The sequence below is a fragment of the Streptacidiphilus albus JL83 genome (assembly GCF_000744705.1).
Classification (GTDB): Bacteria; Actinomycetota; Actinomycetes; order Streptomycetales; family Streptomycetaceae; genus Streptacidiphilus; species Streptacidiphilus albus.
On the sequence record NZ_JQML01000001.1, the window covers coordinates 4297438 to 4309100 of the forward strand.

An 11663-nucleotide genomic window follows, 5' to 3' on the forward strand; every position below is an offset into this window, starting at 1 on the left:
TAGGCAGGCCCGGAGGCCCGGGGGTCCACCGCCGGACTGAACCCGGTGTCCTCCGCAGGTCGGAGTTGGTTGCCCAAGCCACTCACTGGAAAGGTGGACGGGTGGCGATGATCGGCTGGCGGGACGCGACGGAGACGGCACTCTACGGGCCCGGCGGCTTCTTCCGGCAGCCGGTCGGACCGGCCGGGCACTTCCGTACCTCGGTCCACGCGTCCCCGCTGTTCGCGGCGGCGCTGACGGAATTGGTCCGACAGGTGGACGAGGCACTGGGCCGTCCGGCGGAACTGGTGGTGACCGATGTCGGGGCCGGGCGCGGGGAACTGCTGCTCGCGCTGGGCGCACACGCCCGGGCGCACCACCCCGGACTGGCGGACCGGCTGGTGCTGAGGGCGGTGGAGCGCGCCGGGCGGCCGCCGGGGCTGCCGGCCTGGATCGGCTGGCGCACGCGGATCGAACCGGCCGCGAACGGGGTGCTGATCGCCAACGAGTGGCTGGACAACGTCCCGGTGGACATCGCCGAGGTGGACGAGGACGGCGTGGTGCGGCTGGTACTGGTGGACCCGGCGACCGGCGCCGAGGCCCTGGGCGCCCCGGTGGCGGGGGCGGACGTCGGGTGGCTGGAGCGGTGGTGGCCGCTGGACCCGGCCGAGCCCGGACTCCGGGCGGAGCTGGGCGGGCCGAGGGACGCGGCCTGGGCCGAGGCGGTCGGGTCGCTGGGGCGCGGTCTGGCCCTGGCCGTGGACTACGCGCACCGCGCCGGGGACCGTCCGCCCTTCGGCAGCCTCGCCGCCTACCGGGAGGGGCGGGAGGTCCACCCGGTGCCGGACGGCCGCTCCGACCTGACCTCGCACGTCGCGCTGGACGCCTGTCTGGCGGCCTCGGCGGGCGAACGCGTCGTCCACAGCCTGTGGACGACGCAGCGGGAGGCGCTGCGACTGCTGGGGGTGAGCGGGGCCAGGCCGCCGCTGGAACAGGCCGGCCGCGACCCGTCCGGCTACGTCCGCGCCCTCGCCGCCGCCGGGGAGGCGGCCGAGCTGACCGAGCCGGGCGGACTCGGCTCCTTCGCCTGGGGGCTGCAGTCGGTGCGGATGGCGCTCCCGGCGGGATGGCAGACTCTTGCCCCATGACGAGTAGCCCCAGGACGAGCAGCACGGTGCGGGAGACGACGGTCGGGATCGGCGCCGGGGCCGCCACCGAACTCGGCACCAGCGACATGGTGCTGAACATCGGCCCGCAGCACCCGTCCACCCACGGCGTGCTGCGGCTGAAGCTGCGGCTGGACGGCGAGGTGATCACCGCCGTCGAACCGGTCATCGGCTACATGCACCGGGGCGCGGAGAAGTTGTTCGAGGCGCGTGACTACCGTCAGATCATCATGCTGGCCAACCGGCACGACTGGCTCTCGGCCTTCGCCAACGAACTGGGCGTGGTCCTCGGCGTCGAGCGGATGCTCGGCATGGAGGTGCCCGAGCGCGCCACCTGGACCAGGACCCTGCTGGCCGAGCTCAACCGGGTGCTCAACCACCTGATGTTCCTCGGCTCCTACCCGCTGGAGCTGGGTGGGATCACCCCGGTCTTCCACGCCTTCCACGAGCGCGAGCAGCTGCAGGCGGTGCTGGAGGAGGCCTCCGGCGGCCGGATGCACTACATGTTCAACCGGGTCGGCGGCCTCAAGGAGGACCTCCCGGCCGGCTGGTACGGGCGGGTCGGGGCCGCCGTCGCGGCGCTGCGCGAGCGGGTGCGGACCTTCGACGACCTGGTCCTCGGCAACGACATCTTCCGCGCCCGGACCCGCGGCGTGGGCGTACTGGCCCCGGAGCACGTCCACGCGTACGGGGTGAGCGGGCCGATCGCCCGCGCCTCCGGCGTCGACTTCGACCTGCGCCGGGACGAGCCCTACCTCGCCTACGGCGAGCTCGGCGACGTGCTGCGGGTGGTGACCCGTCAGGAGGGCGACTGCCTGGCCCGGTTCGAGTGCCTGCTGGAGCAGACCCGCAACTCGCTGGACCTGGCCGACGCCTGCCTGGACCGGATCGCCGAGCTGCCGAGCGGACCGATCAACCAGCGGCTGCCCAAGGTGCTCAAGGCCCCCGAGGGCCACACCTACACCTGGACCGAGAACCCGCTCGGCGTGAACGGCTACTACCTGGTGTCGCGCGGCGACAAGACCCCCTGGCGGCTCAAGCTCCGCTCGGCCTCCTACAACAACATCCAGGTGCTGGGCGAACTGCTGCCGGGGACGCTGGTCGCGGACATGGTGGCGATCCTGGGCTCGCTCTTCTTCGTCGTCGGGGACATCGACAAGTAGCCGGACCGCCGACACGACGACACCACGACGGCGGGGCCGGGGGATTCCGAACTCCCCCGGCCCCGCCGTCGTTCACTCCGTACCCGGGTCCTACAGCGCGCGCAGCACCCGGACGTCGATCGGCTCGGTCTCGTCCTCGGCCGTGAGGTCGACCAGGCCGCCGTCCGCGGTCGGCTGCTGGTGCGCGTCGGCCGCGGCAGCCGCAGCCTCCCCGGCGCGGCCGTGGGCGGGCTGCGGTGCGGGCTCGCCCGCCTCGGCCGGCAGGCCGGCCGCCGCGTCGTAGCGGCGCTGCTCGGCGGCGGCCTCCTCGCCGACCACGTCGGCGAGGTCGGCCGGGACGCCGCCCAACTGGTGCGAGATCGCCTCTTCCTGACGGGTGAAGAAGCTGAAGGTGCCGCCGGCGGCGGCCTGGGCGCCCCGCGCCGCACCGCGCTGCAGCGGCGCGGGCAGGACGGTCGCCGCCGGACGCAGCGGCGGCAGCGCCGCCCGGGCCCAGGCGGGCCCCTGCGTGGTGGCGGCCGGCTGCTGCTGCGGCAGCGGCTGGGCGCGGTGCCGGGACTGGGGCTGGATCTGCACCTTGGCGGCGACGGCGGGCAGCGCGGCGGGCGCGGCCGGAGCCGCCTGCGGCTGGGCGACGGGCTGCTGCGGGCCGGGCTGCTGCGGCGCGGCCTGCTGGGTGGCGGGCTGCGTGGCGGGCTGCGTGGCGGCCTGGCCCTCGGCGGCGGCCTGGGCGTCGAGCTGGGCCTGGATCTGGGCCTCGGCCTGGGCGCGCTTCTGGGCCGCGGTGCGGGCGGGCGCCTGGGCGGCGATCCGCTGGGCCTCGCCGACTGCCGCCCGGCGCTCCAGTCCGCGCAGCACCGAGGCGGCCTTGAGGTAGGCGGTGGGCGTCGGCCGGTTGCCGCGCAGCGCGAGCTCGCGACGGCGCGCCTCCTCGGCCTCGCGGACGGCCTGCTCCGCGGCGAGCCTGGCCCGCTCCCGGAGCAGCCGCTGGTTCTCGGCCTCGGCCCGGGCGATCTGGCTGCGCTGCGCCAGCAGCCGTCGCTCCAGCCGCTTGACCTGCTCCTCGGCGGTCTCGGCCGAGAACTCCAGCTCGGCCAGGCGCTCCTCGAAGCGGATCTCGTCGCGGTTGCGGGCGGCGACCTCGTTCTCCAACTCCGCCTCGCCGCTGCGTTCACGCAGCCGCAGCAGCACGGCGGAGGCGGCGGCGCCCACCGCGGTGGCGACGACCAGCACCCGGAGCAGCGCGAGGCTGCTGGTGAGCGGGGCGGACACCAGTGCGGCAACCGCCAGCACTCCGCAAGCGATGGGAGGGAGCAACCTGCTCAGAGGCGAGGATTGGCGATGGCGACCACGTGGCATGGCCAGAAATCTAGCGTGCCGACTATACGGATGTCAGGTGAGGTCCCCAAGATGCCCTTGACATGACTATGTTGTGACATTCGGTCAACTTCTGTAGCACTACGGTGACACTCTTCGCCCCGCTTCGCGGCTGATGTCCGGTTAGGATCCGGCGGCCACAGCGAAATGATCACGCCAGGTGTTCGACGGCCCGGCCGGACCGGCAGGACCGTCGGCACCGCGCCGGGTCAGAGCGAGGCCGGGTCCATCCGGGTGGTCACGGCGATCCGGTTCCAGGCGTTGATGGTCAGGATCAGCGCGATCAGCTGGGCCAGTTCGGCCTCCTCGAAGTGCTCGGCCGCCTGCGCGTAGACGGCGTCCGGGACGAAGCCGTCGGTCAGCACGGTGACCGCCTCGGTCAGCGCCAGCGCCGCCTGCTCCTTCACCGTGAAGAAGGCGCCGGCCTCCTGCCAGGCGTTCAGCAGGTAGATCCGCTGCTCGGACTCGCCGGCCTTGCGGGCGTCCCTGGTGTGCATGGCCAGGCAGTAGGCACAGTGGTTGAGCTGCGAGGCACGGATCTTGACCAGCTCGGCCAGGGCCGGGTCCACGCCCTTCCGCGAGGCCCGGTCCAGGGCCACCATCGCCTGGTAGAACTCGGGAGCGGCCTGGAAGAAGCTCATCCGGGGGCCGTGCACGTGGTGGGCGTTACCGTCAGTGGTCGGCTGCGTCGTCTGCGTCGTCATGTCCACCAGACTATGCCGGAACCAGCCCAGGACTATGGTCCATTTCCATGACACGAATATGGGCCACTTCCTCCGAGCCCGGCAGCGATCTGCACCTGGACCTGAACCTGGGGGAGGGTTCCGCCGGCGGCGTGCGCGCGGCGCTGATCCGGGCGCTGCGGGACGCGGTCCGCAGCGGGCGGCTGGCGCCGGGCGTGCGGCTGCCGTCCTCGCGGACCCTGGCCGCGGACCTCGGGCTGGCCCGCAACACCGTCGCCGACGCCTACGGCGAACTGGTCGCGGAGGGCTGGCTCTCGGCCCGGCAGGGCTCCGGTACCCGGGTCGCCCAGCGGACCCTCCCCGGCCGCACCACCACCGCCCGCCCCGCCGTCCGGCGTCCTGAGGCGACCCACAACCTCCACGCCGGGTCGCCCGACCTGTCCTCCTTCCCCCGCGCCGCCTGGGCCGCCGCCGGACGCCGGGCGCTGGCCAACGCCCCGGCCGCGGCCTTCGGCTACGGCGATCCGCGCGGCCGGGTCGAGCTGCGGCAGGCCCTCGCCGACTACCTGGCCCGGGCCCGGGGGGTGCGCACCGATCCGGAGCGGATCGTCATCTGCGAGGGCTTCGCCCAGGGGGCGGCACTGCTGGGCCGGGTGCTGCGGCAACTGGAGTCCCGCCGGGGCGGGAGGCCGCGGCGGCTGGCGGTGGAGTCCTACGGTCTCGGCTTCCACCGGGGGCTGCTGACCGGCGCCGGGCTGGGCACCGTCCCGCTGACGGTCGACCGGCTCGGCGCCGCCACCCCGGAGTTGGCCTCGATGCCGGAGGTCGGCGCAGCGCTGCTCACCCCGGCGCACCAGTTCCCGACCGGCGTCCCGCTGGCTCCGGAGCGCCGGACCGCCGTGGTGGAGTGGGCCCGGGACGCGGACGCGCTGGTGCTGGAGGACGACTACGACGGCGAGTTCCGCTACGACCGGCAGCCGGTGGGCGCGCTGCAGGGGCTGGACCCGGAGCGGGTCGCCTACCTGGGCACGGCGAGCAAGAGCCTGGCGCCCGCGCTCCGACTGGGCTGGATGGTGCTGCCGGGCCGACTGGTCGACGGGGTGGTGGCGGCCAAGACCGAGGCGGAGCGCCATCCGGCCAGCCTGAACCAGCTGGTGCTGGCCGAGTTCATCACCTCCGGGGCCTACGACCGGCATGTCCGGGCGATGCGGCTGCGCTACCGCCGCCGGCGCGACCGGCTGGTGGCCGCGCTGGCCGAACGGGCCCCGGCGGTCGAGGTGAGCGGGATCGCGGCCGGGCTGCACGCGGTACTGCGGCTCCCCCCGGGCACCGAGGACGACGCGCTCCACGGAGCGGCCTGGCTGGGCCTGGCCGTCCAGGGCCTGGACGAGTTCCGCCACCCCGACGTCCCGGCCGCCGGCGACGCGGCCCTGGTCGTCGGCTACGGCACCCCGCCGGAGCACGGCTTCTCGGCCGCGCTCGACGCCCTCTGCCAAGCCCTGGAGGCGATCTGACCACCGGTCGGCCGGCCATGGCTCGGGCGGAGCGATGTCGTCATCGCTCCGCCCGTTGCGCCGCCCGCCCGGTCGCGGATCAGCTGATGCCGTAGGCGTTGTCGATCTGCTCGTCGGTGCTGTTGCCGCTGGTGTCCACGATCACGGTGCGCAGCGACACGAAGCCGCCGGCGGGGTCGTGGACATCGGCGGACCAGGCGTTGCCGCTCCGCTTGGCCGCGATGGCCTTCCAGCTCTTGCCGCCGTTGGTCGACACCAGCACGGTCAGCGACTTGACGTTCTCGGACGGCACCGACAGGCCGGTGCCCCCGCTGCCGCGGAACAGCGTGATGGAGAGCGGGGTGTTGGCGCCGGGGGCCCCCTGGTTGGCGCCGTTCAGTCCCAGCGGGGTGAAGCGGGCCAGGAAGCCGGGGGCGAGCTGGTCCTGGTCGGGCCTCGCGTAGAAGTGGAAGTCCAGGACGGCCGAGGTGGACAGGGTGCCGACCGGGACCGGCTGGCCGGGCCGGTAGCGCTGGGCGACGGTGGCCAGGTCGTACCAGCCGGCGGAGCCGATCGGTGCGTCGAGCTCGGGGTAGCTGTTGCCGTAGGTCTGCTGCGCCACGTACTTGAGCAGCTTGCCGTTCCTGCGGAGGGTCGCCCAGAGCTTGTAGTCGGCCGTCTCGCCGGTGCCCTCGTTGGCGTCGCCGATCAGATCGTTCAGAGCGAACTGGATCCGGCCGTTCCAGACCGTGGGGAGGTTCTCCCCCGGGCCCCAGGCCGCCCGGCCGAAGCTCTGGTAGTAGGTCTTCCCGGCCTGCATCGTCAGCGGTTGGGCGAAGCCGCCGCCGATGTCCCCGGCGTCGCTCATGACATCGGTCCGGGCGGTCCACCGCCCGGGGGAGGTGAAGACCTCGGTGCCGTAGGGCGCGCTCTGGTTCTGGAACTCACCGGCCCAGAGGTCGGTCCCGCAGAGGCCCGGGTCGTTGGCCGGCTCGGGCTGGAGGGTGAGGGCGTCGTTGTTCGTCATCTCCTCCCCCTTGTCGACCCGGATGTACTCGTAGGCCAGCTTGGCCCGCGAGTAGGCGTAGCTGGGGTTGCTCGGCAGCGTCGGGACGACGCCGCTGACCAGGTAGTCGCTGTTGGAGCCCAGCCAGGACTGCAGCCAGGACAGGCTGAAGTCACGCGAGGAGTCGGGGATCTCGTACAGGTCGCCGGGGCTGTTGAACGCCTCGACGTTCACCCCGCCGCCGCCGGGCAGGCAGGCCCGCGCGTCGATCCGGGTCTGGAAGCCGCCGCCGGCCGGGGTGTTGAGCGAGATCTTCACCGGCTTGCCCTTGCGGGCGTCGAGCGTCAACCGGGAACTGCCCGAGACCTTGACCGTGGCGGTGCCGAGGGTGTCGGTCATCCCCCACGCGGTGCCCGGGGCAGGGGTCTCGATGTCCGTGATGACCGCATAGTGCCCGGCCGGCAGGGACACCGCATGGCCGCTCTGGGCCGTGTAGTTCTGCCAACTGCTCAGGTTGACGATGTTCTCCTGACCGCCGGAGACCGCCTTGCCGTTGCGGCCGATGGTGGTGATGGTCAGCGAGCTTCCGGCGGCCATGGCCGGGGCGGCCGAGAGCGAGTAGACCAGCGGCAAGAGGGCCGTGGTCACGGCGAGAGTGAGCGGTATCCGCCGCACAGAAAACTCCTAGCGTTAAGTTTGAGGCCGCCGATTTTAGTGTGGCTCACACACCCCCGAGGCGTGTGCGAACGTAAGCAGCCGGTGTGAGCTCGCGCCTGATGTCTTGACATAACGGACATGCCAGCAGAGAGTTCCGCCCCCGTCACACCCGCGCACCGGCCGGGGTTGCCGTCAGGACGCGGTCGTCCTCAAGGTGCCGTCTCATCCGTAGGGTCGAATGCGGCCCGTCGGTCGAACGGTCGAAGCGGCTCGCCTCAGCGGTGGGCTGCTGCCAGGTGGCGGCGGAGTCTGATTCGTTCGTCCGCTGCTGCGCTCTGGTCGCGGCCGGCTGCGGCCTCGGCCTCGGCCAGGCGGGTGCAGTCCGCGCACCCGGTGACGGGGACGGGCCGGGTGAGCGACAGCGGAAGCGGCGTCGCCGGCGACGTGCTCCGCCGACGCGGGACTTCGGGGTTCGGGGACGAGGTCGGCAGTCGGCCCCAGGTGCTGGCGGCGTTGGCCTCCGCCACCCGGGCCCGCAGCGCCTCGGTGCTGTCGAGCCTGACGATGTCGGTGGGACTGACCTCCCAACCGGGGCCGCCGCGCAAGGGACAGAGGAGCAGTCGGCCGTCCGCCTCGACGCTGATGACGCGTCCGGTGCGGCCGGTCACCCGGTCCCGCACGACGCTGTTGATGTCCACGCCCGGCGCGGCGCGCCCGTCTGCACTGCCCACCATTTGCTCCCAGCGGGTCCGCCCGCACACGGTGCGGGAATCGGCCGATCTCAGAGTCAAGGGTGCACGCACGGGCCTACGCTGGACTGGTACGAAATCACCCAAACGTCCCTCTGGGACATGGAGTTGATCATGTCTGCCAAATCGAAGCCGTTAACCCCCGAGCGATCGACCAGGCACCTGTTCGGCTATCGATTGCGCGAGTTGCGCCAACGGGCCGGGATGAGCCTGGAAGCGCTCGCCAGGGTGGTCAACTCCAGTTCGTCCCAGGTCCAGCGCATCGAGACGGCGGAGGGAACGATCCCGCCCGACCTGCCGGCCAAGTTCGACATCGCCCTTGGCGCGGACGGCGTGTTCTCGCTGCTCTACCTGATCGCCCGGCATGAGGTGCATCCGGACAAGTACCGCCGGATGATGGAGTTGGAGGCCCAAGCGCAGGGCATCAAGCAGTATGCCGGGCAGGTACTTCCAGGGCTGGTACAGACGGAGGACTATGCCCGCGCGCTCTTTCGGGTGAGCAACCCGCAGGCGACGTCGGCCTGGATCGAGGAGAAGGTGGATGCGCGGATGGGTCGGCAGGAACTCCTGCACGCCGACCCCGCACCGTACTTGTCCATCCTCCTGGACGAGGCCGTGCTTCGCCGACCGATCGGCGGGCCGGAGGTGATGCGCAGACAGCTCGCGACGCTGCTCCCGCTCGCCGACTCACCGAACAGCGTCGTCCAGGTCATCCCCAACAACCACGGCGAGCACCCCTTCCTCGGAGGTTCGCTCAAGCTCCTGGAATTCGCCGACGGCCCGTCAGCTGCGTACGAGGAGGGCTTCAGGACCGGAACTCTGGTGGAGGAAGCGGAAAGCGTTGACTCGCTCCGTCGTGCATTTGATCTGATGAGGTCGTACGCACTGTCGCCCACCCTCTCATCGGCCATGATCATCAGCGCAATGGAGGCACTTCCACATGAGTACCAACCCCGACCTGGCCTCGGCGGCGTGGCGCAAGAGCAGCTACAGCAACGGCGACGGGGGCGATTGCGTCGAGACGGCACCGGGGTTCATCAATGGCGCCGTGCCCGTGCGTGACAGCAAGGACCCCGCAGGTCCCGCGCTGGTCTTCCCCGCTGCCGCCTGGACGGCGTTCGTGGACGCGGTGAAGTCCGGCGAGCTGCCGATCGTCTGAACGCAATCCGGCCCCTGCCGCGCACCGCCGGCCGTCAGGGGGCTGATCGCTGCCCGGCGGGGGCCTGGGAGACTGCTCCCATCCTTCCCTACCTTGGAGGAACGGCGATGAGCAGCGACGACAGCGAAGGCACCCGCGACCTGGGTGCGATGGTGATCACCGGGGCGGGGCGGGGCATCGGTGCGGCCACGGCGCGGCTGGCGGCGCGGCGGGGGTATGCCGTGTGCCTCAACTACCGCTCCGACGAGGGGTCGGCGCTGGCGCTGGCGCGGGAGATCGAGGCAGTCGGCGGACGGGCGCTGCCGGTGCGGGCCGATGTCGCGGTGGAGTCGGAGGTGGAGGCGATGTTCGCCGCCGTCGACCGCGAACTGGGGCCGCTCACCGCGCTGGTGAACAACGCCGGGGTGCTGGAGAAGCAGTGCCGGGTGGACGGGATCACGGCGGACCGGCTGCAGCGGGTGCTGGCGGTGAATGTCACCGGACCGTTCCTCTGCTCCCGGCAGGCGGTGCTGCGGATGTCGACCCGGTACGGCGGGCAGGGCGGGGCGATCGTCAATGTCTCCTCGGCCGCTGCCCGGCTCGGCTCGCCCGGCGAGTACGTGGACTACGCCGCGTCCAAGGGGGCGCTGGACACCATGACCACCGGCCTGGCGCTGGAGGTGGCGGCCGAGGGGATCCGGGTCAACTGCGTCCGCCCCGGCTTCATCTACACCGAGATGCACGCCTCCGGCGGCGAGCCGGACCGGGTGGACCGGGTCGGACCGGGGACGCCGATGGGGCGCGGCGGGCAGCCGGGGGAGATCGCGGAGGCGGTGCTGTGGCTGCTGTCCGACTCGGCCTCCTACGTCACCGGCGCCTTCGTCGACGCCGCCGGCGGACGGTAGTAGCGGGCCTGAGCTCCGGCCGGCGCGGCGTCCACCGGCTGGGGGGACCGGGGCACGGGTGTCAGTAGGGCATGAGTGTCGAGGTGTCCAGGGTGAAGGAGAAGGGCGCGGGGATGTGGACGTCCTCGCCGAACCCGGCGTCCTCGCGCAGCCGGAGGAGGTGGATCACCTCTGCGCGTCGCCCCCGGCGCCCCCGGCAGCCTCGGCGCCCTCGGCCGGCCAGCCGGCGACCGGGCCGTTGACGCGGAAGGTCACCCGGGTGCCGGGCGGCAGGGCCACCGCGCCCGCGCAACGCGCGGTCACCTGACCGGCGGCCCCGGTGTCGGCGGTGACGACGGTGTCGTGGCCGTGGTAGTCGCACTGGGTCACCACCCCGTCCACCCCGCCCGGTTCGCCGTGCGGCAGCAGCCGCAGCTGCTCGGGCCGGACCAGCACCACCACGGCGGTGCCCTCGGCGAAGTCCGGCGAGCCTTCGGTCAGCGGCAGCGGGCCGAAGGCGGTCTCGGCCCGGCCGCCCCGGACCGTCCCCGGCAACAGGTTGGCGTCGCCGACGAACCGGGCCAGCGCGGCGTCCGCCGGGTGGGAGTACAGCTCCTGCGGGGGCGCCGCGTGGGCGACCAGGCCGTGTCGCAGCACCGCGACCTGATCCGCCATCGACAGCGCCTCGTCCTGGTCGTGGGTGACGATGACCGTGGTGGTGCCCGCGTCGCGCAACACCCGGAGTACCTCCAGCCGGACGCTGGTGCGGAGGAAGGCGTCCAGGGAGGAGAAGGGCTCGTCGAGCAGCAGCAGCGCCGGGTCCGGCGCCAGCGCCCGCGCCAGCGCCACCCGCTGCTGCTGGCCGCCGGAGAGCTGGTGCGGGTAGCGGCCGGCCAGGTCGGCCAGCCCGGTCAGCGCCAGCATCTCCGGCACCCGCTCGGCGCGCTGGGCGCGCGGCAGTCCGAAGCCGACGTTGCCGGCGACGTCCAGGTGCGGGAAGAGGCAGCCCTCCTGCGGGACGTAGCCGACCTTCCGCGCCTGCGGGGCGACATGACGGCCGGGGCCGTCCATCAGCGTGCCGCCGATGGTGATCTCGCCCGCGTCGGCGCGTTCGAAGCCCGCGAGGATCCGCAGCAGCGTGGTCTTGCCGCTGCCCGAGGAGCCGAGGACGGCGGTGACCGAGCCCTGCGGGATCTCGATGTCGACGCCGCGCAGGACCGGCTGCGAGCCGAAGCCCTTGGTCACTCCGGTGATCGTCACGGCCTGGGCGCGGGCCGCGCGGGCCGGCTCCGCCTGCGCGCCGGCTCGCACGGCGACCGACGAGCCGGTCTTGGTCAGGTCAGTCGCTTCCACGCCAGTCGCTTTCAG

At 72.9% G+C, this 11663-nt stretch carries 10 protein-coding genes and 1 pseudogene; 6 read left to right on the forward strand and 5 right to left on the reverse strand.

What is annotated here, in order from left to right:
• The first annotated feature begins 107 nt into the window (after positions 1–107).
• Complete coding sequence (locus BS75_RS18495; protein WP_034093300.1) at positions 108–1127, forward strand: SAM-dependent methyltransferase; 1020 nt, start codon at positions 108–110, stop codon at positions 1125–1127.
• Positions 1128–1153: 26 nt separating this feature from the next.
• Entirely contained in the window at positions 1154–2308 is a 1155-nt protein-coding gene (locus BS75_RS18500) for an NADH-quinone oxidoreductase subunit D (RefSeq protein ID WP_034089042.1), read from the forward strand.
• Positions 2309–2398: 90 nt separating this feature from the next.
• Here the strand turns inward: BS75_RS18500 and BS75_RS18505 are convergent, their stop codons facing one another.
• Together BS75_RS18505 and BS75_RS18510 are read right to left on the reverse strand one after the other, a co-directional pair.
• A complete protein-coding gene (locus tag BS75_RS18505; RefSeq protein ID WP_034089043.1) occupies positions 2399–3601 on the reverse strand; it encodes a hypothetical protein in 1203 nt (400 codons plus the stop codon).
• Positions 3602–3894: 293 nt separating this feature from the next.
• The gene (locus BS75_RS18510) at positions 3895–4389 is read right to left on the reverse strand and encodes a carboxymuconolactone decarboxylase family protein (RefSeq protein ID WP_034093301.1); all 495 of its coding nucleotides are present in this window, start codon (positions 4387–4389) and stop codon (positions 3895–3897) included.
• A gap of 47 nt (positions 4390–4436) precedes the next feature.
• Here BS75_RS18510 and pdxR point away from each other — a divergent pair, with 47 nt between their 5' ends.
• The gene (gene pdxR / locus BS75_RS18515; RefSeq protein WP_034089044.1) at positions 4437–5882 is read left to right on the forward strand and encodes a MocR-like pyridoxine biosynthesis transcription factor PdxR; all 1446 of its coding nucleotides are present in this window, start codon (positions 4437–4439) and stop codon (positions 5880–5882) included.
• Between the two features lie 79 nt (positions 5883–5961).
• Here the strand turns inward: pdxR and BS75_RS18520 are convergent, their stop codons facing one another.
• Together BS75_RS18520 and BS75_RS18525 are read right to left on the reverse strand one after the other, a co-directional pair.
• Positions 5962–7515 (reverse strand): hypothetical protein, encoded by a 1554-nt coding sequence (locus tag BS75_RS18520; protein WP_042438219.1) that lies wholly within the window; start codon positions 7513–7515, stop codon positions 5962–5964.
• A 284-nt stretch (positions 7516–7799) separates the two neighbouring features.
• The gene (locus tag BS75_RS18525; protein WP_034089046.1) at positions 7800–8258 is read right to left on the reverse strand and encodes a hypothetical protein; all 459 of its coding nucleotides are present in this window, start codon (positions 8256–8258) and stop codon (positions 7800–7802) included.
• A 219-nt stretch (positions 8259–8477) separates the two neighbouring features.
• Between BS75_RS18525 and BS75_RS46690 the strand changes: the two are divergent.
• The 3 genes and pseudogenes from BS75_RS46690 to BS75_RS18540 all read left to right on the forward strand — a co-directional run.
• Positions 8478–9128: pseudogene (locus tag BS75_RS46690) on the forward strand (DUF5753 domain-containing protein); the annotation flags it as partial.
• A gap of 85 nt (positions 9129–9213) precedes the next feature.
• Positions 9214–9432, forward strand: a complete 219-nt coding sequence (locus tag BS75_RS50355; RefSeq protein WP_034089047.1) for a DUF397 domain-containing protein — start codon at positions 9214–9216, stop codon at positions 9430–9432.
• 107 nt (positions 9433–9539) lie between these two features.
• Positions 9540–10316: an SDR family oxidoreductase gene (locus BS75_RS18540; RefSeq protein ID WP_081982422.1), complete on the forward strand. Its 777-nt coding sequence runs from the start codon at positions 9540–9542 to the stop codon at positions 10314–10316.
• Between the two features lie 165 nt (positions 10317–10481).
• On the opposite strand, the gene BS75_RS18545 is transcribed toward BS75_RS18540, so the two are convergent.
• Complete coding sequence (locus tag BS75_RS18545) at positions 10482–11648, reverse strand: ABC transporter ATP-binding protein (RefSeq protein ID WP_231607822.1); 1167 nt, start codon at positions 11646–11648, stop codon at positions 10482–10484.
• Positions 11649–11663 lie beyond the last annotated feature (15 nt).